19 protein-coding genes are annotated in these 22449 nt (G+C 71.6%); 10 read left to right on the top strand and 9 right to left on the bottom strand.

Going from position 1 to position 22449, the window contains the following annotated elements; translation table 11 throughout:
- Positions 1 to 170 precede the first annotated feature (170 nt).
- The 5 genes from ACZ7M3_RS17735 to ACZ7M3_RS17715 are packed head-to-tail and all read right to left on the bottom strand — an operon-like array spanning position 171 to position 4264.
- Positions 171 to 812, bottom strand: a complete 642-nt coding sequence (locus tag ACZ7M3_RS17735) for an SIMPL domain-containing protein (RefSeq protein ID WP_095855212.1) — start codon at positions 810 to 812, stop codon at positions 171 to 173.
- Positions 809 to 1873 carry an NAD(P)H-dependent flavin oxidoreductase gene (locus ACZ7M3_RS17730; RefSeq protein WP_472064273.1) on the bottom strand — a complete coding sequence of 355 codons (1065 nt, stop codon included), beginning with the start codon at positions 1871 to 1873 and terminating at the stop codon, positions 809 to 811. Before ACZ7M3_RS17730 ends, ACZ7M3_RS17735 begins: the two co-directional genes overlap by 4 nt.
- Positions 1873 to 2643 (bottom strand): CoA-transferase subunit beta, encoded by a 771-nt coding sequence (locus ACZ7M3_RS17725; RefSeq protein ID WP_472064271.1) that lies wholly within the window; start codon positions 2641 to 2643, stop codon positions 1873 to 1875. The genes ACZ7M3_RS17730 and ACZ7M3_RS17725 overlap by 1 nt, the downstream gene beginning before the upstream one ends.
- Complete coding sequence (locus ACZ7M3_RS17720; RefSeq protein WP_472064269.1) at positions 2640 to 3503, bottom strand: CoA transferase subunit A; 864 nt, start codon at positions 3501 to 3503, stop codon at positions 2640 to 2642. The genes ACZ7M3_RS17725 and ACZ7M3_RS17720 overlap by 4 nt, the downstream gene beginning before the upstream one ends.
- Complete coding sequence (locus ACZ7M3_RS17715; RefSeq protein ID WP_168490542.1) at positions 3500 to 4264, bottom strand: enoyl-CoA hydratase family protein; 765 nt, start codon at positions 4262 to 4264, stop codon at positions 3500 to 3502. Before ACZ7M3_RS17715 ends, ACZ7M3_RS17720 begins: the two co-directional genes overlap by 4 nt.
- A 108-nt stretch (positions 4265 to 4372) precedes the next feature.
- On the opposite strand from ACZ7M3_RS17715, the gene ACZ7M3_RS17710 reads away from it, so the two are divergent.
- Complete coding sequence (locus ACZ7M3_RS17710) at positions 4373 to 5203, top strand: SDR family oxidoreductase (protein ID WP_472064576.1); 831 nt, start codon at positions 4373 to 4375, stop codon at positions 5201 to 5203.
- A 1-nt stretch (position 5204) separates the two neighbouring features.
- On the top strand, positions 5205 to 6122 hold the full coding sequence (locus ACZ7M3_RS17705; protein ID WP_472064267.1) for an SDR family oxidoreductase: 918 nt from the start codon (positions 5205 to 5207) through the stop codon (positions 6120 to 6122).
- A 55-nt stretch (positions 6123 to 6177) separates the two neighbouring features.
- Here ACZ7M3_RS17705 and ACZ7M3_RS17700 read toward each other — a convergent pair whose 3' ends face one another.
- Complete coding sequence (locus tag ACZ7M3_RS17700) at positions 6178 to 7221, bottom strand: ankyrin repeat domain-containing protein (protein WP_472064265.1); 1044 nt, start codon at positions 7219 to 7221, stop codon at positions 6178 to 6180.
- 95 nt (positions 7222 to 7316) lie between these two features.
- On the bottom strand, positions 7317 to 8213 hold the full coding sequence (locus tag ACZ7M3_RS17695) for a hypothetical protein (protein ID WP_472064263.1): 897 nt from the start codon (positions 8211 to 8213) through the stop codon (positions 7317 to 7319).
- A gap of 230 nt (positions 8214 to 8443) precedes the next feature.
- Between ACZ7M3_RS17695 and ACZ7M3_RS17690 the strand changes: the two genes are divergently transcribed.
- A complete protein-coding gene (locus ACZ7M3_RS17690; protein WP_472064261.1) occupies positions 8444 to 9226 on the top strand; it encodes a S1 family peptidase in 783 nt (260 codons plus the stop codon).
- A gap of 636 nt (positions 9227 to 9862) precedes the next feature.
- Here ACZ7M3_RS17690 and ACZ7M3_RS17685 read toward each other — a convergent pair.
- Positions 9863 to 11632, bottom strand: coding sequence for a glycoside hydrolase family 35 protein (locus ACZ7M3_RS17685; protein WP_472064259.1), 1770 nt, complete (start codon positions 11630 to 11632; stop codon positions 9863 to 9865).
- A 138-nt stretch (positions 11633 to 11770) separates the two neighbouring features.
- Between ACZ7M3_RS17685 and ACZ7M3_RS17680 the strand changes: the two genes are divergently transcribed.
- The 6 genes from ACZ7M3_RS17680 (at position 11771) to ACZ7M3_RS17655 (ending at position 19587) form a co-directional block, all read left to right on the top strand.
- Positions 11771 to 12655, top strand: coding sequence for a helix-turn-helix transcriptional regulator (locus ACZ7M3_RS17680; protein ID WP_472064257.1), 885 nt, complete (start codon positions 11771 to 11773; stop codon positions 12653 to 12655).
- An 11-nt stretch (positions 12656 to 12666) separates the two neighbouring features.
- Complete coding sequence (locus ACZ7M3_RS17675) at positions 12667 to 13035, top strand: chorismate mutase (RefSeq protein WP_095858152.1); 369 nt, start codon at positions 12667 to 12669, stop codon at positions 13033 to 13035.
- 168 nt (positions 13036 to 13203) lie between these two features.
- Positions 13204 to 13758, top strand: a complete 555-nt coding sequence (locus tag ACZ7M3_RS17670) for a response regulator (RefSeq protein WP_472064255.1) — start codon at positions 13204 to 13206, stop codon at positions 13756 to 13758.
- 82 nt (positions 13759 to 13840) lie between these two features.
- Entirely contained in the window at positions 13841 to 16339 is a 2499-nt protein-coding gene (gene pepN / locus ACZ7M3_RS17665) for an aminopeptidase N (RefSeq protein ID WP_472064253.1), read from the top strand.
- Between the two features lie 465 nt (positions 16340 to 16804).
- Positions 16805 to 18169: a pyridoxal phosphate-dependent decarboxylase family protein gene (locus ACZ7M3_RS17660; RefSeq protein WP_472064251.1), complete on the top strand. Its 1365-nt coding sequence runs from the start codon at positions 16805 to 16807 to the stop codon at positions 18167 to 18169.
- On the top strand, positions 18166 to 19587 hold the full coding sequence (locus tag ACZ7M3_RS17655; RefSeq protein WP_472064249.1) for a lysine N(6)-hydroxylase/L-ornithine N(5)-oxygenase family protein: 1422 nt from the start codon (positions 18166 to 18168) through the stop codon (positions 19585 to 19587). Before ACZ7M3_RS17660 ends, ACZ7M3_RS17655 begins: the two co-directional genes overlap by 4 nt.
- Positions 19588 to 19646: 59 nt before the next feature.
- Here the strand turns inward: ACZ7M3_RS17655 and ACZ7M3_RS17650 are convergent, their stop codons facing one another.
- Positions 19647 to 21461 (bottom strand): 5'-nucleotidase C-terminal domain-containing protein, encoded by a 1815-nt coding sequence (locus ACZ7M3_RS17650; protein WP_452966991.1) that lies wholly within the window; start codon positions 21459 to 21461, stop codon positions 19647 to 19649.
- Positions 21462 to 21599: 138 nt separating this feature from the next.
- Here ACZ7M3_RS17650 and ACZ7M3_RS17645 point away from each other — a divergent pair, with 138 nt between their 5' ends.
- Complete coding sequence (locus tag ACZ7M3_RS17645) at positions 21600 to 22313, top strand: SIMPL domain-containing protein (RefSeq protein ID WP_355303765.1); 714 nt, start codon at positions 21600 to 21602, stop codon at positions 22311 to 22313.
- The last annotated feature ends 136 nt before the right edge of the window (positions 22314 to 22449 follow it).

The raw sequence follows: 22449 nt of genomic DNA, 5'->3' as shown, positions 1-22449 counted from the left end.
AGGGGACCGCCCGACTCCGGCGGACGGAGTCCGGCGCAGGCCGCCGAAGCCTGTGAGGCCCCTCGGGGCCGAGCAGTGCGAGGGGGCCGTTGGGGATGGTGCCGATGTGCGAGGGCGGCGGCCAGGCGAACGTGACGATCATCGAAAGGCTCTGAGGCCCGGGGCGGGCGTCAGCGGCCGAGCGAGAAGCCCAGCAGTACGCCCGCGTGGACCTCGACCATGCCGGGGGCCAGGTCGCCTTCCGAGCTTCCGCCGCCACCGCCGTGTCCCCGGTGACTGCGCATCTCCCACGACTCGGCGTCCACGTCCTGGATGTGCAGCACCGTACCCAGCGGGACGCCCGCCGCCTCCGCGTACACCTCCGCCTTCCGCCGGGCCGCGTCCACGGCCCGGCGCCGGGCCTCGTCGCGCAGCGCGGGCTTGTCGCGTACGTCGAAGACGACGTCGTCGACCCGGTTGGCGCCCGCGTCGACCGCGTCGACGATGAGCCGCTGCAGGTCGTCGATCGTCTCGATCTCGATGACGTACGAGGCCTGGCAGCGGTAACCGAGGAACTTCCGGCCGGTTCCGTAGCCGTCGTACTCGGATTGGAGCGACAGCTTGGATCCGGAGACCGACGCGTCCGGTATCCCGTGTCCGCGCAGCGTCTCGCGCAGCCGGGACACCGCCGAGCCCGCCTCCTGGAACGCCTTGTCGGGCGACGGCTCCAGCACGTCGACCGCCAACTTCACCCGCACCAGCTGAGGTTCCGCCCGCACGCTTCCCGCACCGAACACACTGAGGCCCCACGGCTCTCTTATGGTCTGAGTCACCGGGGCATTGAAGCACCCATGACCGCAAGGGCGTCGAGGGTTTCCCGGGCTTCCGCCATCACCCGGTCGACCAGCTCCTCGCACGACGGCAGGTCCTCGATCACCCCCGCGACCTGTCCCGAGGCCATCACCCCCAGGTCCGTGCGCCCGTCCACCATCGACGACTTCAGGAGCATCGGTGTGTTCGCGGCGAGCAGTACCTGGCTCCAGGTCAGCTCCTTGCCGTGCTTCATGGCGAGACCGTCGCGGATCATCCGCGACCAGGACAGCCCGGAGATCCGCCGGAAGCCCGCGGCCCGGCGGACGGCCTGCGCGAGGGCCCTCGCACGGCCGGACCTCTCCAAGGAGTCGACGAAGTCCGTACGCAGCATGCGATGGGGGAGGCCGTCCACGGCCGTCGTGACCGTGACGTCCCTGACCGTCGCCGCCAGGTACTTCGCCTTCACCGCGGCCGGAACGGTCGAGTCCGAGGTGAGCAGGAAACGGGTGCCCATGGCGATGCCCGCCGCCCCGTACGCCAGCGCCGCGACCAGCCCCCGCCCGTCGTGGAAACCGCCCGCCGCGACCACCGGGATGTCCACCGCGTCCACCACCTGCGGCAGCAGCACCGTCGTCGCGACCTCGCCGGTGTGGCCGCCGCCCTCGCCGCCCTGCACGATCACCGCGTCCGCGCCCCAGGCGGCCACCTTCTCGGCGTGCCGGCGCGCCCCGACGGAGGGGACGACGACCACGCCCGCCTCCTTCAGCTCGGCGATCAGCTCGCGGGACGGCGCGAGGGCGAACGACGCGACCCTCACCCCTTCGTCGACGATGATCCGTACCCGCTCGCCCGCGTCCCCGGCGTCGGCGCGCAGATTCACCCCGAACGGCGCGTCCGTACGGGACCTGACCTCGCGTATGGCCTCTCTCAGATGGTCGAGGGTCATCGTCGCGGAGGCCAGGATGCCCAGCGCCCCCGCGTTCGCCGCCGCCGACACCAGGCGGGGGCCCGCGACCCAGCCCATACCGGTCTGCACGACGGGGTGACGGACACCGACGAGGCGGGTGAGCGCGGTCTCCATCAGCTCCTGACCTCTCGATCCCGGGCGCCGCCCGGATCGATGACCTCGCGGATCAGTCTCAGCTCCTCGGGACTCGGTTCGCGGGTGCGGGGCACCTCGTCGGGGACCGACAGCCCGAAGCCCGTCGCCTCCCGCACCTGTTCCACGGTGACGCCCGGGTGCAGTGAGGCGAGCCGCATCGAGTGGTCGGGCGTGGCGAAGTCGAAGACACCGAGGTCGCTCACCACGCGCGGGATGCGATGAAAACGGGTGGCGCTCGGGCCCGCGGCGGCGGCACGGTCGTACCCCACCCCGCACACCATGTCGACCCGCTCGACGAAGACGCGCGGCGAGTGCCTGGGGACCCAGTAACTGGTCGGGTTGTTCAGGGTGTTGACCGGCGCGCCGCGCACGCCGAGCAGCTGGCGCGTGGGCCTGGACCAGTCACCGATGCAGGAGATGTTCTGGTTGCCGAAGCGGTCGAGCTGACTCGCGCCCATCATCACGTGCCTTCGTCCGCCGGTGACCATGGTCAGGTGCTGCCGGTACGGCAGCCAGCCCTCCGGGGTGCCGTCGAGGCCGACGAGCATCGCCTCGCCGTCGGTCAGCAGCAGATCGGGGGAGAAGGTGCGCTTGGCGAGACGGGCGCCGATGGAGGGAATGGGGCCCATGGGGCTGGCGAGCACCTCGCCGTTGTCCCGCCAGGCCTCGGCGCAGGCGATCACGCAGTACTCGGCGCGGGTGACCACGGCTGCGGGGGCACCGGGGGCGGGGGTGGCCGCGGGACTCATCGCTGCTCCTTGTGCCAGGCCCGTACGGCGGACTGGTAGGCCTGTTCGTCGCCGGCCAGGAAGCGCGCGGCGAACTCGGCGTACGGCGTGGTGGCGTACAGCTTCTGGAAGGGCTCGTCGCGTCCGTGGTCGGGGGCGCAGGAGGTGAAGTGCGCGCCGTTCGGAGTCTCGACGACGCCCGTCACGCTCGACCGCTTGAGCAGCAGGGTCTGCGGGGCGGCCTCCTTGGTGAGCTCCGCCGTGTCGACCACGCGCTCGCACGAGACGTACGCGGCGTCGGCGGCCTCGCAGAACAGGTCGTCGAAGTACGGGTCCGGGCCCAGATACTGACCGTTGCCCAGGCGGTCGGCGCGGTTCATGTGGACCAGGGCCGCGTCCAGGCGCAGGGCGGGCATGGCGACGAGCTCCTCCCGTACCCCCGAGGAGGCATCGGCGTACGGCGAAGTGACCGTGCGCAGCGTGGGGTTGACCCGCATCACGTCCGAGCCGAGCCCGGCCCGGACGGGGAGGAAGGGCAGGCGGTTCGCGGCGGCGTGCAGGCCCCACATGAACATCGCCTCGTCGACCTCCATCAGCTCGAAGGCCCCGCGCTCGCGCGCCGCCCGGTAGTGCGGTTCGAGCGGGATCGAGTCGAGGGTGGTGAAGGCGGTGACGAGCCTGCGGATCCGGCCCGCGGCGGCGAGCAGGCCGACGTCCGGGCCGCCGTACGACACCACCGTGAGATCGGTGAGCTTGGTGCGGAGCAGTGCTCTGACCAGGGCCATCGGCTTGCGGCGCGAGCCCCAGCCGCCGATGCCGAGAGTCATCCCGCTGTGGAGCCGGGAGACCACCTCGTCGGTGGTCATCGTCTTGTCGCTCACCTGTCGACCCCCTCCTTTCCGAAGGTGTCGCGGACACGGTCGGCGACCCCGCCGAGGTTCGCCTCGAAGGTGAAGCCCTGCTCGAATCGGTAGCTGCGGCGCACGTCCACGGGGTCGATGCCGTTGAGCGCGGCCTTCGCGAGCCGGATCAGCTCGCCGTCCTTGGCGGCTATCTCGCGCGCCAGCTCCAGCGCCGCGCCCAGGAGTTCCCCGCGCGGCACGACCCGCCACACCGAGCCGTGAGCGTGCAGCTCGGCGGCGGTCGCCGTGCGCGAGGTGTAGTACAGCGCGCGCACCAGGTGGCCCGGGACCAGGCGGGCCAGATGCGTGGCCGCGCCGAGGGCGCCGCGGTCCAGCTCGGGCAGGCCGAACGTGGCGTCCTCGCTCGCCACGATCGCGTCCGCGTTCCCCACCAGCCCGATCCCGCCGCCCAGACAGAAGCCGTGCACCGCAGCGACGACGGGGACCTCGCACTCGTAGACCGCGGCGAAGGCCTCGAAACAGCCGCGGTTCGCCCCTATCAGCGCGCGATGGCCCCCGCTGTCCCTGGTCTCGCGCTGCATCTCCTTGATGTCCACGCCCGCGTTGAAACCGCGCCCCTCGGCCGTCAGCACGACGCACCGGACGCCGGGGTCGCGGCCCGCCGCGCGCAGGGCGCCGGCCAGGTCGAACCAACCGCGCACCGGCAGCGCGTTCACCGGCGGGAAGTCGACCGTGACGACGGAAATCCCCTTTTCCGGGGACGAGGTGGAGACACCCATGGACGCATCAGCTACCTTTCCACCTCAGGACCATTCCACCAAACGTTTGTTAGGCGCACTCTCGAAGCTAGCAGTGAATGCATCCGGGCGGGAGGCCCTGTGGACAACCTGGATCTCGGGGGCAGGACCGTCGTCGTCACGGGCGGCACCCGTGGGGTGGGGGCCGGGATCGCCCGGGCGTTCGTCGAGGCGGGCGCGGACGTGCTGGTCTGTGCCCGCAGGCCCCCCGACGTACCGCTGGAGGGCACGGAGTTCGTGTCCGTGGACCTCCGCGACCCGGCCGCCGTGCACGCCTTCTTCGCCGCGCTGCCCCGGCTCGACGTGCTGGTGAACAACGCGGGCGGCGCGCCCTACCGGCCACTGACGGAGGCGGACGCCGGGCGCCACGCCCGCGTGATCGAGTTGAACCTCGTCGTGCCGCTGACCGCCTCGCTCGCCGCGTACGAACACCTCAGGCGGGCCCGGGGATCGATCGTGATGATCGGCAGCGTGAGCGGGGCGCGGCCCTCGCCCGGGTCGGCGGCGTACGGGGCGGCCAAGGCGGGCCTTGCGAACCTGGCCCGTTCGATGGCCGTCGAGTGGGCTCCCGACGTCCGGGTCAACACCCTCGTCGTCGGCATGGTCCGCACCGAGCTCTCCCATCTGCACTACGGCGGCGAGGACGGCATCGCGGCCGTCTCAAGCACCGTCCCGCTGGGCCGCCTCGCCGACCCGTCCGACATCGGCGGGGCCGCGGTCTTCCTCGCCTCGGACGCGGCGAGGTACATCAGCGGGGCCTCGCTGCTCGTCCACGGCGGCGGCGAGCGGCCCGCCTTCCTGGACGCGGCGACCGCCAACAAGACCGGCACGTCCGGCACGTCCGGCACGTCCGGCACGTCCGGCACGTCCGGCACGTCCGGCACGTCCGGCACATTCGACACGTCGGGCAAGGAGGACTGAGATGAGTGGACCGCTGCTGTGCGAGGGGCGGGTCGTGATCGTCACGGGCGCCGGGCGCGGACTCGGCCGCGCGCACGCGCTCGCGTACGCCGCCGAGGGCGCGCGGGTCGTCGTGAACGACCTCGGAGTGGGCCTCGACGGCACGCCCGGCCCGGACAGCCCGGCCGCGCGGGTCGTGGCGGAGATCCGGGCGGCGGGCGGACAGGCGATGGCCCACGGCGGCGACATCGCCACCACCGACGGGGCCGCCTCCCTCGTACGCACCGCGCTGGAGACCTACGGACGCCTGGACACCCTCGTCAACAACGCGGGGTTCCTGCGCGACCGAATGCTCGTCAATCTCGACGAGGACGACTGGGACGCCGTGCTGCGCGTCCATCTCAAGGGCCACTTCCTGCCGCTGAAGCACGCGGCGGCGCACTGGCGGGCGGAGGCGAAGAGCGGCCGCACGCCCCGGGCCAGGGTCGTCAACACCAGCAGCGGGGCGGGTCTGTTGGGTTCGGTCGGGCAGGGCAACTACAGCGCCGCCAAGGCCGGGATCATCGGCCTGACCCTGGTCGCCGCGGCCGAACTGGGCCGCTACGGCGTCCAGGTCAACGCGATCGCCCCCGCGGCCCGCACCCGGATGACCGAACGCACCTTCGCGGACACCATGGCGGCCCCCGACGCCGACTCCTTCGACGCGATGGCCCCCGAGAACGTCTCCCCCCTCGTCGTCTGGCTCGGCGCGAGCGCGAGCACCGGAGTCACCGGCCGCGTCTTCGAGACCGAGGGCGGCCGCATCACCGTCATGGAGGGCTGGCGGCCGGGCCCCACCGCGGACAAGGGCGCCCGCCGGACCCCGTCCGAGGCCGGCGACACGGCCCTGAAGCTCCTGGCGGAGGCGGAGGTTCCGGGGGCGGTGTACGGGGCGGGGTAGGGGGCCTCCACCCGTGAGGACGATCCCTGAGGACCTATCCCTGAGGGCGCGTGGTTCAAGGACCGGACGGGCCGGGGGAGTCCAGCCGCGCCAGCGCGCTCGCCGCCCGGTCGCGGATCACGGGGTCGGTCGCGCCGGTGAGGACGCGCAGGATCGGCAGGCCGTGGGGGTTGCCCAGGCGGCCCAGTACGTCCGCGCCGAAGGCCTGGCGGAGGGGGGCGGGGGCGGCGCACCACTCGACCGCCGCCCGGAACGTCTCCTCGTCGCCGCGCAGGCCCAGCGCCGTCGCCGCCTCGGTCCAGTCGTCGTTGTCGGGGTCGGCGGGACGCAGGGCGCGGGCGGCCAGTTCGGCGGCGGGCGCGGTGATGCCGAGGGCGGATTCGAGGAGGGTCGCTATCGCGGCGTGGCCCGTCTGCTGGTCGTTGCTCGCGACGGGATTCCCGGCCGGGTCGAGGAGTTGGACCTCCACGGTGACGCCGCCGTCCTGCGGGTAGCGGTGGGTGACGGAGGGGTGGCCCGGGCCCCAGGTCTCTTCCAGGCCCGCGCGCACCTCGGCCTCCACATCGACGGTGAGCCGGCGGTGGGCCTCGGCGAGCGCCGCCGACCGCGCCCGCGCTCCGTGCCGCAGGAGGGCGCGTACACAGCCGGGCGAGCCACGGCGGGCGGCCGCGACGAGCGGGGGCTCACCGGTCGGGCCCGGGCGGTCGGGGTCCGCGCCCGCCACGAGGAGCTCCCTCACCACCGCGACCCGCCCCAGCCGCACCGCCCACGTCAGCGCCGTGAACCCGAACTCCTCCACCGTGTCCGGCGCGGCCCCGGCCGCCAGCAGGGCGCGTACGACCTCCGTGTGCCCACCGCACGCCGCGCCGCACAGCGGCGCGTCCGTGCCCTGGCTGAGCCGGTCGGGCGCGGCGCCGGCCACCAGCAGCAGTCGTACGACGCCGGGCCGGTCGCTCACCGCCGCGAGATACAGCGCCGTCTGACCGTCCTCGTCCACCGCGTCCGGGCTCACACCGGAGCGCAGCAGCCGTACCACCGCGTCCTCGTCACCCTCGTGCACAGCCGTGAAGAGGTGTGCCGCGGGGTCGTTCGTGCTCATCCTTCGACCCTCGCTCGCGAAGGACGCGAGAGGCAAAGTCTTTGGGGGTGTTGTGTCTCACCTCCCCCCACGCACACCCACGTGCGTCGCATGTCCTACGTGTCGCACTCCAGCACCGTCCTGCACAGCGTGCAGCGCGCCCGTACCCGGCCCCGGACCGGCACGCGGATCCGCTGGTGACAGGTCGGGCAGGGGAAGGAGACGCGCAGGGGCCCGCGGCTGTCGGGGCTGAACACGTAGGGGACACCCGGGTGCGGGCCCGGTGTGTGCTGGTCCTGGGCGTGCCGCCGGTCCTTCGCGTAGCGGCGGCGGCCCGCCCAGCCGGCCGCGGTCAGCGGGGGCTGCTGCTCGTCACGGCGGGCCTGCGCCATGCCCTGGGTGTACGCCGTGTACGCCTGCGGACTGGTGAACCAGATCGAGGGGTCCTCGTCGAAGACCAGGGCGCGTTTGGCGAGGACGTAGCCGAACTCCTCCGGGGTGAGGTAGCCGAGTTTCTGTGAGGAGTCGGCGTCCTCCCGGTAGGCGTCGAGAAGCAGCCAGCCCGCGCCGAGGTAGGTCGCCGCGGTGTCCGTGAGGATCTCGTTGTCGCGCGTGCCGGGGAAGTAGAGGTCGAGGCGGTGCAGATAGACGTGCATCACCTCGTGGGCGAGGGCCGCGCCGATGTCCCGGCGGTGGGAGCGGAAGCGGTCGTTCAGTTCGACGAAGTACTCGGGGCCCGCCGTGAGTTCGACGTTGGCCGCCTGGGTCATCTCGCGGAAGCCGATGATCAGCCGGGCGTCCGGGAGGTGGTAGTGGTGCACCATCTCGCGGGCCACGCGCTGCGCGCCCAGATGCAGGTCGTCGATGTCGCCGAAGGCCACGTCGGCGGGGACCACGCTGGTCGCGAAGGTGTGGATGGTGTCGTACGAGAGCCGCTTGTAGAGCGCGGTGATCGATGCCCGCACCGTGTCCAGATGCGGGAAGCCGTGCTCGACGGGTCCGCCGTTCGCCACGTCCGTACCCCCTGAAGACGCCGGGCCTCCTGCATTCCACTCTAAGCGCCGCCGCGGTGGGTGGCGGGGCGCGGCTGGCCGAAATGGGGTCCTTGTCGGAGCGCTCCGGTGTCTAAATAATTCGCAAAGGCTTGGCGGGTGCATGTCACTCGGCGTGTGCGGCGACTGTCGTGTCGTGCGGCCTCGGTGTGACCCCGTCGGGCTTCCAACCCCCCACGAGAGGAAGCACGTTGAAGTCTTCGAAGAAGTTCACGGGCGTCAAGAGAGTCCTCGCCCTCGGCGCCGTCACCCTCGCCACCGTCTCGCTCCAGCCCGTCTCCGCGCAGGCCGCGCCCACGCCCGTCGTCGGCGGCACCCGCGCGGCGCAGGGAGAGTTCCCGTTCATGGTCCGGCTCTCCATGGGCTGCGGCGGTGCGCTCTACACCCAGCAGATCGTCCTCACCGCCGCGCACTGTGTGAGCGGCTCCGGCAACAACACCTCCATCACCGCCACCGCCGGCGTCGTCGACTTGCAGAGCAGCAGCGCGATCAAGGTCAAGTCGACCAAGGTGCTCCAGGCGCCCGGCTACAACGGCAAGGGCAAGGACTGGGCGCTGATCAAGCTCGCCTCGCCCGTCAACCAGCCCACGCTGAAGATCGCCACCACCACCGCGTACAACAACGGCAACTTCACCATCGCCGGGTGGGGCGCCGCGCGCGAGGGCGGCGCCCAGCAGCGCTACCTCCTCAAGGCCACCGTCCCCTTCGTCAGCGACGCCACCTGTCAGCAGGCGTACGGCAGCGATCTCGTGCCCGGTGACGAGATCTGTGCCGGGTTCGTGCAGCAGGGTGGGGTCGACACGTGCCAGGGTGACTCCGGTGGACCGATGTTCCGCAAGGACGACTCGGGGGCGTTCGTCCAGGTCGGGATCGTCAGTTGGGGGCAGGGCTGTGCGGAGCCGGGGTATCCCGGGGTGTACTCCGAGGTCTCGACCTTCGCCGCCGACATAGCCAGAGCGGCGTCCACCCTGTAGGGCTGCGCCCCTTCGATGCCGGGTGAGTTCCTCGGGTGCGGGTGGGCGGCGCCTGATCGAACCGTTCCCCGCGCCCCTCGGACGGGGCTGCGCCCCGATTCCCCGTCCGGTTGTAGTCGTTCGGGTGCGGGTGGGTGGGGGCTGATCGCGCAGTTCCCCGCGCCCCTTGGGTGGGGCTGCGCCCCGTATCCCCCGGCCGCCGGAAGTTCTTCGGCTGTCGGCCGGGGGGAGGCTGGTCGCGCCGTTCCCCGCGCCCCTGGGGCCGGGGCTGCGCCCCGGATCCCCCGCCCGCCGGGGGTTCTTCGGCTGTCGGCCGGTGGGGGCTGATCGCGCAGTTCCCCGCGCCCCTAAAAGCCTCGGTCGTCCGGGGTTCGAGGGGCGCGGGCCCTGCCCCACCCACCTAGCCCGCGCCATTCAGCCCGTCCAGCGCCCGAGGCCGTGGCCGAAGGCCGTACTCCACCCGCCCTGGTTTGTTTCTTTCGGCCTGTCCGGCGTTCGTGGCCGTGGCCGTGGCCGAAGGCCGTATCCCACTCGCCCCGGCCCGCATCATTCAGCCCGTCCGGCGTTTGAGGACGAGGCCGTTCAGGCCGATGCGGGGGTCTGGGGGCGGCAGCCCCCAGGGATGACGGTCGAGGCTCATCGGCCCGGCAAGGACGCAGCCGCGTCAGGGCGCCTCAGGACCGGCGCGGTGGGCGACGTCTCCTGGAGCTCCAGGACCCACACCTCGTTGGCACCCTCACGCAGCACCGGCCCGGGAACGTACAACGACCGCTGCGGCCCCACCGCCCAGTACCGCCCGAGACAGAACCCGTTGACCCACACGAACCCCCGCGTCCAGCCCGGAAGTTCCAGGAAGGCGTCCCCGACGCCACGCACCTCCACGGCGCCCCGGTACAGCCCGCGCCCGCCCTCCGCGGGCAACCCCCCGAACGGCACCCGCCCCACGCCCCCGGCGTCGAACGCGTCAAGACGCAGCCCCCGCGCCCGCACCCCGTGCAGATACTGCCGCTCGTGCAACATCCCCCCGGTGATGCCCTTCGGCTCACCCGAACGCGGACCGTAGTTGACCCTCCCCAGCGACTCCACCCACGCCTCCACGCGCGCGTGCCCCGCGACAGGCTCCTTGACCCCCGGATCGTCCTCGGTGAGCACACCGGCCGCCACACCATCCACGTACACCACCGCCAGGTCCCGCAGCCCGCGCAGCAGGAGGGGGTACGGCCCCCGCGGACCGGGGACGGTCACCTCGTACTTCACCAGGCCCCGGTCGACGTCCAGTTCCTCGAAGGTGGGCGGGACGGGGTACTCGGCGTCCCGGCCACCCAGTGTCTCCAGTACGGCGTCCAGGGCGGCCCACTCCCGAAGGTCCACGGCCGCGCCCGCACCGAGCGGCGCGGGCACGGGCGGCAGCTCCGGCAGCGGCCCGTCCGCGTACGCGCCCAGGACCTCCCTGAAGCGCCAGAACTTCTCGGTGGGACGCCCGAGTTCGTCGATGGGCGCGTCGTAGTCGTAGGAGGTGACGTCGGGCTCCAAGGGACCCTCGTGCAACGCGCCCCCGCCCCGGTTCGCCCCCGCCCACCCCGCGAAGTTGGTACCCCCGTGCGCCATGTACAGGTTGACCGAAGCCCCGCACTCCAGGATCTCGCGCAGCGCCTGTGCCGCGTCCCCCGCATCCCGTACGACATGCTCGCCGCCCCAGTGGTCGAACCAGCCGCACCAGAACTCCATGCACATCAGCGGCCCCTCGGGTCGGTGCCGGCGCAGCACCTCGAAGGCCTCGCGTGCGCGGGAGCCGAAGTTGACGGTCGCGAGGACACCGGGAATCGAACCGCCGGTGAGCATGTGGTCCTCGGGACCGTCCGAGGTGACCAGCGGAACGCTCACACCCTTGGCGCGCAGCACGTCCGCCAGGCGCCGCAGATACACCTGGTCGGAGCCGTAACTTCCGTACTCGTTCTCGACCTGCACCATCAGCACCGGCCCGCCGCGGTCGATCTGCCGCGGCACGATCTCGTGCAGCACCTGGTGGAACCAGTGCTCCACGTGCCCCATGTACTCCTCGTCCCTGGTCCGCGGCCTCCCCGTCAGCCAGTGCGGCAGCCCCCCGTTCTCCCACTCCGCGCAGATGTACGGGCCGGGGCGCACGATCGCCCACAGGCCCGCCTCCCGCACGGCGTCCAGGAACCGGCCCAGCGCCTGGACGTCGCGGTACTCGCCCGGGCGCGGCTCGTGCAGATTCCACGGGACGTACGTCTCCACACAGTTGAGCCCCATCGCCCGCAGCATCCCCAGCCGATGCCCCCACTGCTCCTCGTGCACCCGGAAGTAGTGCAACGCGCCGGACAGCAGCCGCACCGGGCGCCCGTCCAGCAGAAAATCCGTGTCCCCCACCGTGAACTCGCTCATGCGCCCACCCTCACCTCTGGCGGCGGCCGCGTCCATGGACAAAGATCAGCTCTGGTTGGACCAAAGAGTGACGCCGGCGGCGAGGGCGCGAAGGAAGTGACGTCGGCGGCACGGGCGCGGAGGAGGGGAGGCGCGCGGATGCACCACACCTGGATGCGCTATTTCTCCCCCGCCCCCGTCCACCACCGGCTCGGCCTCGCCTGCCTCGGCGTAGGCCTGCAGCACGGCGAACTGCCCACCGTCGGGCCCCGCATCCTCGACCACCACGTGGCCGTCGTCGTCAGCGCGGGCGGCGGCTGGTTCCGGGGCCCCGACGGACACCACCACACCGTCACCGCGCCCGCCCTGCTCTGGCTCACCCCCGGCGTACACCACCACTACGGGCCCGACCCCAGCTGGGACGAGTGCTTCGTCGACTTCACCGGGCCCGCCACCGCCACGTACACCGAACTCGGCTACATCGAACCCGACCGCCCCGTCGTGCCGCTCTCCGACGCCACCGGCGCCCGTGCCACCGTCGGCCGCATCGCCCGCGCCGCCCGCCGCGGCAACCCCCTCCTCGAAGTCGAGACCGGCGCCGCCGTCCACGAACTCCTCGTCGTCCTGCGCCGCGCCCGCGCCGACCTCGCCCCGGACGGCGACCCCGTCCTGCATGCCCTCGCCCGTGACGCGTTCCAGCCACTGTCCGTCGCCGAGCACGCGGCGCGGCACGGCATGACCCCCGCCGAACTGCGCGCCGCCGTCCGCCGCGGAGCCGGCCGCAGCCCCAAGGACTACCTCCTCGGCATCCGCCTGGGCCGCGCCAAGGAACTCCTCGCCGCCACCGAACTGCCCGTCGCCGCGGTCGCCCGACGCGTCGGCTACGACGACCCCGCCTACTTCTCCCGCCTGTTCACCCGCCGTGTCGGCATGGCCCCCGTCCGCTTCCGCGAACAGCAGGGCCGCACCCTCCCCGGCGGCCGGAGCGACCGCATACCCGACCCCGACGATCCGCCCATGATCGAGCCCCCGCACGCCACGTAAAGTTGCTCCTCATGACCACCAGCAACACCAGCAACACGAACGACGGGGCGGGCGGCGAGGTCGACCCCGCCGTGCGCGCGGAACTCGCCCGGCTGCGCGACAGCATCGACAACATCGACGCCGCCGTCGTCCACATGCTCGCCGAACGCTTCAAATGCACCCAACAGGTCGGCCACCTCAAGGCCGCCCACCAGCTGCCGCCCGCCGACCCGTCCCGCGAGGCCCACCAGATCGCCCGGCTGCGCCGCCTGGCCGAGAGCGCCAAGCTGGATCCGGCCTTCGCGGAAAAGTTGCTGAATTTCATCATCGCCGAGGTCATCCGCCACCACGAGAGCATCGCGGACGGCGCCGGGCGGGGCGCGGCGGCCACGGGGGAGTGACACCGGGCGCCCCCAGCGTGCATCCTGCGTGAGCACTGCCTGTCAGGTGTCAGGCCAATGGCACATGCCGGCCGACCGTCCGTACGGGCCCCAGGGCAACCGCCACCCGTGGCACCCGCCCCCGCCCGTACCGGCCCGGCATGTGGCCGATCGAGGGGACGTCGGGCCATGCCGTCGGATGCCAAGATCCTCATCGTCGACGACCACGAGGACACGCTGTACGCGCTCGAAAGCGCCCTCGCCCCGCTGGGCCACCTCGTGACCCGCGCGACCAGCGGCGACGACGCCCTCAAGGAAGTGCTGCGCGGCCAGGTCGGACTGCTCCTCCTCGACGTGCGCATGCCCGGCGTCAGCGGCCTCGACGTCGTGCGCTACATGCGCCGCGTGGAACAGACCCAGCACATCCCGGTCATCCTGCTCACCGGCTTCGGACCGGACACCGAACTGTCCGCCACCGCGTTCGCCCTCGGCGTCGCCGACCTCGTCATGAAACCCGTCGACCCCTGGACCCTGCGCACCAAGGTCCGCTACCTGTACGACACCCACCAGCGCCGCCGGGCCCTGGAGGCTGAGGTGCGCGAGTTACGCGCCCGGACCGAGGAACGCGCCTCACCGCCCGCCCCGGGCCGCAGCCACCCCGACACCCGCGTCCCCCTGCAACGCGACGGCCACACCGGCGCACGGGATGTACGGGACGTACGGGAGCAGGACCGCACCGCCTGAGCACGCCGATCACGCCGTGACCGCGCCAAACAAACGCCGCATACCGGGCAGGCCCTGTGTCCTGTCCGAGCCATCAGGCAGCATGTCCCCCATGTCCGTACTGACGCGCGACGAAGCGCAGACCCGTGCCCAGCTCCTCGACGTCCACCACTACGGGATCGCACTCGACGTGACCCACGGGGACGAGACCTTCGACTCCCTGACCGTCATCCGGTTCACCGCCCGCGCCGACGCGGACACCTTCGTCGAGCTGAAGCCCGCCGAACTGCGCTCCGTCACCCTCGACGGACAGCCCCTCGACCCCGAGACCCTCGACGAGAACCGACTGCCCCTCAAGGGCCTCACCGCGGGCGAGCACGAACTGCGCGTCGACGCGACGATGCGCTACTCCCGCACCGGCGAGGGCATGCACCGCTTCACCGACCCCACCGACGGCGAGACCTACCTCTACACCCAGCTGTTCATGGAAGACGTCCAGCGCGTCTTCGCCGCCTTCGACCAGCCCGACCTGAAGGCCGTCTTCGAGCTCTCCGTGACCGCCCCCGAAGGCTGGACCGTCCTCGCCAACGGCGTCACCGAACACCTGGGAGAGGGCCGCTGGCAGGTCGCCCCCACCCCGCTGATCTCCACCTACCTCGTCGCCGTCGCCGCCGGCCCCTGGCACTCCGTGCGCACCGAACACCGCGGCCTGCCCTTCGGCATCCACTGCCGCCGCTCGCTCGCCCCCCACCTCGACGCCGACGCCGACGAGATCCTCGACATCACCCGCGCCTGCTTCGAGCGCTACCACGAGAAGTTCGACGAGCCCTACCCCTTCGACTCCTACGACCAGGCGTTCGTCCCCGAGTTCAACGCCGGAGCCATGGAGAACCCCGGCCTCGTCACCTTCCGCGAGGAGTTCGTCTACCGCTCCGCCGTCACCGACACCGAACGCCAGAACCGCGCCATGGTCATCGCCCACGAAATGGCCCACATGTGGTTCGGCGACCTCGTCACCCTGCGCTGGTGGGACGACATCTGGCTGAACGAGTCCTTCGCCGAGTACATGGGCTACCAGACCGTCACCGAAGCCACCCGCTTCACCGACACCTGGACCGACTTCGGCGTCACCCGCAAACCCTGGGGCTACGACGCCGACCAGCGCCCCTCCACCCACCCCGTCGCCCCCGACCCGGACGCCGTCCCCGACACCGCGTCCGCCATGCTCAACTTCGACGGCATCTCCTACGCCAAGGGCGCCTCCGCCCTGCGTCAACTCGTCACCTGGCTCGGCGAGAAGGACTTCCTGGCCGGCATCAACACCCACTTCGCCCGCCACAAGTTCGCCAACGCCACCCTCGCCGACTTCATCGACAACCTCGCCTCCGCCACCGAACGCGACGTCCACGCCTGGGCCGACTCCTGGCTGCGCACCACCGGCGTCGACACCCTCACCCCCACCCTCACCGCCGGACCCGACGGCACCCACACCCTCACCGTCGAGCACCACGGCAGCCGCCCGCACCGCATCGCCGTGGGCCTCTACGACAACGACCTCGGCGACGAAGGCCGCCTCACCCTGCGCGACCGCCTCGAAGCCGACGTCCCGGGGAGCGAGCCGACCGTGATCGGCAAGCGCCCCGCCCTGCTCCTCCTCAACGACGGCGACCTCTCCTACGCCAAGGTCCGCTTCGACCCCGAGTCCTTCCAGACCGTGCGCACCGCCCTCGCCGGACTGCCCGAACCCCTCACCCGCGCGGTCGTCTGGAACGCCCTGCGCGACGCCGTCCGCGACGGCGAACTGCCCGCCATGGCCTACATCGACGCCGCCCGCGCCCACCTTCCGCACGAGAGCGACCTCGCCCTCGTCCAGGGCGTCCTGTCGTTCGCCGCCGCCCAGGTCGCCGACCGCTACCTCCCCGCCGAGGACCGCCCCACCGCCCTCGCCACGCTCACCGACCTCTGCCGCGACCTCATCCGCCGCACCGAGGACGGCTCCCACCCCGGCCTGCGCCTCACCGCCGTGCGCCACTACATCGACGTCGCAGCCCACCCCGACACCATCAGCGCCTGGTTCTCCGAAGGCACCGTCCCCGGCGGACCCGAACTCGACCCCGAACTGCGCTGGCGCGTCCTCGGCCGGCTCGCCGTCCTCGGCGCCATCGACGACGCCGTCATCGAGGCCGAACTCGTCCAGGACCCCAGCGCCACCGGCCAGGAAGGCGCCGCACGCTGCCGCGCCGCGCTGCCCGACCCCGAGGCCAAGCGCCGCGCCTGGGAGGAGATGTTCACCTCCGACCGCCTCTCCAACTACCTCTTCATCGCCACCGCCCAGGGCTTCTGGCAGCCCGAACAGACCCACCTCGTCCGGGAGTACGTCGAGCGCTACTGGGCCGACGCCGTCGCCCTCTCCGCGCGTCGCGGCCCCGCCATCGCCGGGGCCGCCGGGCGCTACGCGTTCCCCGTCCACGCCGTCACCCCCGAAACCCTCGCCCTCGGCGAAGCGTGCCTTCGTGACGCCGACCCCATCCCCGCCCTCCGCCGCAAACTCGTCGACCAACTCGACGACCTGACACGAGCCTTGAACGTACGAACCGCATAACCACACCCTGTCCGCGGGTGGGCGGGGGCCCTGAGGCGGGGCTTCGCCCCGATCCCCCGCCTGTCCGCAGTGGCCCGGCTGCGGGCCGGTGGGGGTTGCTCGCGCAGTTCCCCGCGCCCCTGGGACGCGGGCTTCGCCCCGCGTCCCCCCGCCCGCCCGATTCGTTTGGCTGCGGGCCGGTGGGGGCTTGGCGCGCAGTTCCCCGCGCCCCTAAAAGCCCCGGCTCGCCCTCGTTTTCAGCCCGTCCGGCGTTTGAGGACGAGGCCGTTCAGGGCGATGCGGGGGTCTGGGGGCGAGGAAAGGTGGCTCCGGTTCCGGCGTGGTGTCTAGCAGCTTCACCCCCCACTCACATTTCCTCCGTCCACCAGTACCCCCATTCGGGTCGGATCGTTGACCTTTCAGGGCGCGCAGGCCCATCCCCGTAGAGGCTGGTACTCCCTGCCGCGCGCCCACCGGAGGACACCCATGAGCACGCCGCCCCTCGCCTCAGGCCCCGAAGGTCCCGGCGCGCTGCGGCCGCTGCTCGACACCGTCCTCGACGCACTGCGCGAGGGCGGCGAGGCACGCGGGGGACCGCTGCCCGCCGGCGGACCGGAGAGCGTGGCCCGGCGCGTACGGGACGCGGTCGGCGACGTACTGCCCGAGCAGGGAACCGAAGACGCCCTACGCGTCGTCGTACGGGCTCTCGCCGAGGGCGCGGCCGACCCCGCCGACCCCCTGTGCGCCGCCCACCTGCACTGCCCACCCCTCGCCGTCGCCACCGCCGCCGACCTCGCCGCCTCCGCCCTCAACCCCTCCATGGACTCCTGGGACCAGGCCCCGGCCGCCTCGGAACTGGAGGCACTCGTCACCCGGGCCCTGGCCCAGGAGATCGGCGCCGGCGACGCCCTGGTCACCACCGGCGGCACCGAGTCCAACCAACTCGCCCTCCTCCTCGCCCGGGAGGCACACGCCGGTGTGCGGCTCATCCACGGCGCCAACGCCCACCACTCCCTGCCCCGCGCCGCCTGGCTCCTCGGCCTGCCCGACCCCGTCGTCGTCCCCGCCCCCGCCGGCACCATGGACCTCGCCGCCCTCGACGAAGCCCTCACCGAACTCCAAGGCCTCCGCGGCCCCCTCCTCGTGGCCGCCACCGCAGGCACCACCGACGCCGGACTCATCGACCCCCTGCCCGACATCGCCGACCTCTGCGAAGCCCACGGCACCCGCCTCCACATCGACGCCGCCTACGGCGGAGGCCTCCTCTTCAGCGACCACCACCGCGGCAAACTCGACGGACTCGACCGCGCCCACACCGTCACCCTCGACCTGCACAAACTCGGCTGGCAGCCCGTCGCCGCAGGCCTCCTCGGCGTCAAGGACCCCCACGACCTCGACGCCCTGAGCCACCGCGCCGACTACCTCAACGCCGACGACGACACCGAAGCGGGCCTCCCCGACCTCCTCGGCCGCTCCCTGCGCACCAGCCGACGCCCCGACATCCTCAAAGTCGCCGTCACCCTCAAAACCCTGGGGCGAGCGGGACTCGGCGCGCTCGTCGACCAGGTCTGCGCCCGCGCCGTCGAGCTGGCGGACCTCGTCGAAGCACACCCCGGCTTCGAGCTCTACGACCCGCCCACCCTCAGCACCGTCCTGTTCCGCCCCGCCGAGGCCTCCGACGAAGCCGTCGCCGCCGTACGCCGCACCCTGCTCCACGAAGGACGCGCCGTCCTCGGCCGAGCCCTGCTCGACGACCGGCTCTGGCTCAAAGCCACCCTCCTCAACCCCCACACCCGGCCGAGTGACCTGACCGCGCTCCTGAAACTGGTGGAAGGACACACACCCCGATGAGCCCGACGCCCCTCCCCCCACGCCACGAGCCCGACGCGCCCCGCGACCTCGTGGGCATCGGCATCGGCCCGTTCAACCTCTCCCTCGCCGCCCTCGCCCACCCCCTCCCCGAACTCGACAGCGTCTTCTACGAACAGCGCCCCGGCTTCGACTGGCACCCGGGCCTGCTCATCGACGGCGCCACCCTCCAAGTCCCCTTCCTCGCCGACCTGGTCACCCTCGCCGACCCCGCCAGCCCCTGGTCCTTCCTCAACTACCTCAAGGACCGCGACCGCCTCTTCCCCTTCTACTTCGCCGAGCGCTTCCACATGCAGCGCGCCGAGTACGACGCCTACTGTCGCTGGGTCGCCGGCCGCCTCCCCGGACTCCACTTCGGCCACCAGGTCGACGCCGTCCGCTGGAACCCCGAACGCACCCTGTTCGAAGTCGACTTCACCCAGCTCGACAGCGAGGGAGAAGCCGAGGCCCTCGGCCGTACCTACACCCGCAACATCGTCCTCGGCGTCGGCACCGCACCCCACATCCCCGAGCCCCTCAAACCCCTCGTCGATACCCCCGGCGTCCCCGTCATCCACGCCGCGGACTACCTCGCCCACCGCGAACACTTCCTCACCGCCGAACACATCACCGTCATCGGCGCGGGGCAGTCGGGCGCCGAGGTCTTCCTCGACCTCCTGCGCAACCGGCCCGCCGGCCGCGAGAAGATCCACTGGCTCGCCCGCACCGAGGCCTTCGCACCGATGGAGTACTCCAAGCTCGGCCTCGAACACTTCACCCCCGACTACACCCGCTACTTCCACGCCCTCACCGAGCCCGTACGCGACCGGCTCGTCGCCGCCCAATGGCAACTCCACAAGGGCATCGACGCCGACACCATCGCCGCCATCCACGACGAGCTCTACCGCCGCACCCTCCACGGCGGCTGGCCCGACGCCGTCCTCACCCCCGCCGTCACCGTCCGCACCGCGGGCCGCGTCGCCACCACCAAGGTCGAACTCCACCTCGAACACGGCCAGCAGGGCGCCCGCACCCGACTCGTCACCGACGCCGTGGTCCTCGCCACCGGCTACCGCGAACGCCCCCTCGGCCAGATCCTCGCCGGACTCGACCCCTACCTGCACCGCGACAGCGCCGAACGCCCCCGCATCGACGACCAGTTCCGCCTGACCCTCGAGCCCTCCGTCACCGGCCGCGTCTACGTCCAGAACGCCGAACTCCACACCCACGGCGTCGGCGCCCCCGACCTCGGCCTCGCCGCCTGGCGCAGCGCCACCATCCTCAACTCGCTGACGGGCAAGGACCCCTATCCGCTGCCGCGCCGTACGGCCTTCACCACCTTCGGACTCGAACCCCACTCCCAGGTCCCGCCCGCCCGTCACACCGCCCAGACCCTCACCCCGCTCGTCGACGGACGGTAAGAAGAAGACCCCGGACATGCGCCCGGGGTCCACAGGACAAGCGTGCCGCGACAGGCGGGCTAGAACACCGGCGTGCCGTCCCGCGTGAGCTTCCAGTCCACCGAAGCGAACTCCTTCGGGTCGAGCACACCCTTCGCGGTCACCCACTCGGCGATCCGCGTACGGATCTCCGTCGACTCCGACCAGACCTCCTTCGCGGACGCCACATGCGGGAAGGCGCCACCACCGTTCGCCCGGTAGTTGTTCACCGCGAACACGAACTGCTGCGCGTCGTCCAGCGCCGCACCGTTGTACGTCAGGTTCTTGATCCGCGAACCCTCCGCCTGCGCGATGTCGATGTCGTACCGGAGCCCCGACACATAGTCGTAGTTGTAGTCCGGACGGTTGTTCGCGTTGGTCAGCTTCTCCGTGTCGATCACCGCACCGGCCGGCGTCCGCACGAAGTAGTTCGCCGAGTACTCCAGGTACGCCCGCACCTGCGCCCCCGTCAGCACCTTCGCGACCAGCGTGTTGTCGTACACGTACAGGCTCGACAGATCCCGAATCGTCACCTTGCCGGCCGGGATCTCGGAGGTGCGCGAGAACGGCGAGGCCTGCGCGATCACGGGCAGCGACGCGTACTCCGTGCCCACCAGCGCCGCCTTGACCACGTCCTCCTGCACCTTGGTGATCAGGTCGATGATCGGGGCGTCCTTGTAACGCGCCTCGACCGTCGTCAGCGTGTCCGTGGCCGTGCCGACCACCTGGTTGACGTACGCCACCACCAGGTCGTGCTCGTCCTTCAGCAGCCGGGTGATCTTCGGGTCGTCGGCGACCGAGTTCGAGTTGCGGACCGTGGCCGCCACCGACTCGACCTGCCACTTCCCCTTCTCGAGGACCAGCTCGAAGTCGAACACCGACAGCCGCTCCGCATACGCCAGCGGCTCCGACAGCACCACGGTCCTGCCGGTCTTGGTGTTGGTGACCTTCAGCTCCGGGATCTCCACGTGCGCGTGCCCGACGAGAATCGCGTCGATCCCCGGCACCTGCTGGGCGACGAGCGCCGCCGAGTTCTCGACGTACGGCAGCTGGTCACCGTAGGAGGACGTGCCGGACGAACCGGAGTGCGCCGACACCACGACCACGTCCGCACCCATCGACCGCAGCTTCGGCACCCACTTCGCGGCCTGCTCCTCCAGACCCGGGAACGTCAACTTCCCCTGGACGTACGCCTTGTCCCAGATCGCGATACCCGGGTTCGTCAGACCGAGCACCGCCACCTTCACCGAGGGGGCACCCGGCACGTGGAACGTCTTCATGAAGTACGGCGGGAAAGCCGGCTTCAGCGTCTTCGCGTCCAGCGCGTTCGCACCCAGCAGCGGGAAGCGGCACTGCGACTCGAACTTCCGCAGCGTCTCGATGCCGTAGTTGAACTCGTGGTTGCCCAGCGCCACCGCGTCATAGCCGATCGCGTTCATCGCCTGCGCCATCGGGTGCACCGGACCGCCCTTGGCGGTGATCGGGTCCACCTTCGCGAAGTAGTACGTCAGCGGGGTGCCCTGGATCGTGTCGCCCGCGTCCAGAAGGAGGGTGTTGCAACGCCCCTTCTCCTTGCGGATCTCGTTCACCAGCGTCGAGATCCGCGCCAGACCCTGCGCGTTGCCCGCCGTGTCCTTGTATTCCGCGTCCTTGAAGTAGTCCCAGTTGAAGACATGTCCGTGCAGGTCCGTCGTGCCCATGACGGTGAGGGAGTGCCGCTTCACAGGCTTCTTCCCACCCCCTGCCGCCGCCGAGGTCGCCGCCTGCGCGGACGGAGCCGCGACCGCACCGGTCAACGCCACCCCCGCGCCCGTCACGGCGGACTTCTTCAGGAACTTCCGGCGGTTCAACGGCATGTCTATGGCTCCTTGGGAATGGGTCAACGACGCGCGTAGATTCTGACCTACACATGACACTCCAGAACAGGTCCGGGAGGTTTCCATCTGGTGACCACCGGGCACCACGCCCACCCTTCCGGTGACAGAGTGGGGCGTATGGCCCCCACCGCAGAGGAACCCCGACCCGCAGTCCCCTACGGAACCCCCGAATCACCCCGCATCGCCGTCCGCGGCGAAGCCCACCTCGAAGTCGACCCCGAGATCGCCCGCATCGGCATCACCGTCAGCGCCCGCGGCACCGACCGGCGCGAGGCCCTCGCCGACCTCACCCGCCGCAACGCGACGGCCATGGACCTCGTGAAGTCCTACGGAGACGCCGTCGAACGCCTCGAAACCGGCGCCTTCTCCATCAGCCCGGAACTCACGAAACACGGCCGCGGCGAACGCGTCCGCGCCTACCACGGCCGCGTCCACCTCACCGCCGAACTCACCGACTTCACCGCACTCGGCGAGCTGACGACACGCCTCGCGGACCTCGACCTCACCCGGGTCGACGGCCCCTGGTGGGCCCTGCGCCCCGACTCGCCCTCCCACCGTCAAGCCCGACAGCAGGCGGTCCGCGAAGCCGTCCAACGGGCTCGCGAATACGCCGAAGCCCTCGGCACCACCCTCGCCGCCCTCGTCGAACTCGCCGACATCGGTGCCGAGAACGCCCAGCCGTACCCGGCGGCCCCCGGCCGCGCCATGCGCTCCATGTCCTTCGCCGGCAACGCCCCCGAAGAAGCCGCCCCCCTCGACCTCGAACCCGAGCGCCAACACGTCTACGCCCAGGTCAACGCCCGATTCACGATGGCCCCGCCGGAGCTGTAAAGCGCGGGTTCGGCAGGTTCCCCATTTCGCTATAGATATATGCAGTGGAAATATGCAGTACTGGATCCATGCGGCCGGGGTGTGCAAAGCGGCCAAGCCGCTCATCAGAGCACCCCGGCGCACAATTCAACTGTTG

The organism is Streptomyces sp. NPDC111656 (assembly GCF_055656965.1).
The sequence above is the reverse complement of the archived record's forward strand: the minus strand, read 5'-3'. Positions and strand labels throughout refer to the sequence as shown.

Bases quoted from the DNA above. Each gene is read 5' to 3' on its own strand.
- ACZ7M3_RS17730 (WP_472064273.1), bottom strand. From the start codon at position 1,873: ATGGAGACCGCGCTCACCCGCCTCGTCGGTGTCCGTCACCCCGTCGTG.
- ACZ7M3_RS17725 (WP_472064271.1), bottom strand. From the start codon at position 2,643: ATGAGTCCCGCGGCCACCCCCGCCCCCGGTGCCCCCGCAGCCGTGGTC.
- ACZ7M3_RS17715 (WP_168490542.1), bottom strand. From the start codon at position 4,264: ATGGGTGTCTCCACCTCGTCCCCGGAAAAGGGGATTTCCGTCGTCACG.
- ACZ7M3_RS17705 (WP_472064267.1), top strand. From the start codon at position 5,205: ATGAGTGGACCGCTGCTGTGCGAGGGGCGGGTCGTGATCGTCACGGGC.
- ACZ7M3_RS17700 (WP_472064265.1), bottom strand. From the start codon at position 7,221: ATGAGCACGAACGACCCCGCGGCACACCTCTTCACGGCTGTGCACGAG.
- ACZ7M3_RS17685 (WP_472064259.1), bottom strand. From the start codon at position 11,632: ATGAGCGAGTTCACGGTGGGGGACACGGATTTTCTGCTGGACGGGCGC.
- ACZ7M3_RS17680 (WP_472064257.1), top strand. From the start codon at position 11,771: ATGCACCACACCTGGATGCGCTATTTCTCCCCCGCCCCCGTCCACCAC.
- ACZ7M3_RS17675 (WP_095858152.1), top strand. From the start codon at position 12,667: ATGACCACCAGCAACACCAGCAACACGAACGACGGGGCGGGCGGCGAG.
- ACZ7M3_RS17670 (WP_472064255.1), top strand. From the start codon at position 13,204: ATGCCGTCGGATGCCAAGATCCTCATCGTCGACGACCACGAGGACACG.
- pepN (WP_472064253.1), top strand. From the start codon at position 13,841: ATGTCCCCCATGTCCGTACTGACGCGCGACGAAGCGCAGACCCGTGCC.
- ACZ7M3_RS17660 (WP_472064251.1), top strand. From the start codon at position 16,805: ATGAGCACGCCGCCCCTCGCCTCAGGCCCCGAAGGTCCCGGCGCGCTG.
- ACZ7M3_RS17655 (WP_472064249.1), top strand. From the start codon at position 18,166: ATGAGCCCGACGCCCCTCCCCCCACGCCACGAGCCCGACGCGCCCCGC.
- ACZ7M3_RS17650 (WP_452966991.1), bottom strand. From the start codon at position 21,461: ATGCCGTTGAACCGCCGGAAGTTCCTGAAGAAGTCCGCCGTGACGGGC.
- ACZ7M3_RS17645 (WP_355303765.1), top strand. From the start codon at position 21,600: ATGGCCCCCACCGCAGAGGAACCCCGACCCGCAGTCCCCTACGGAACC.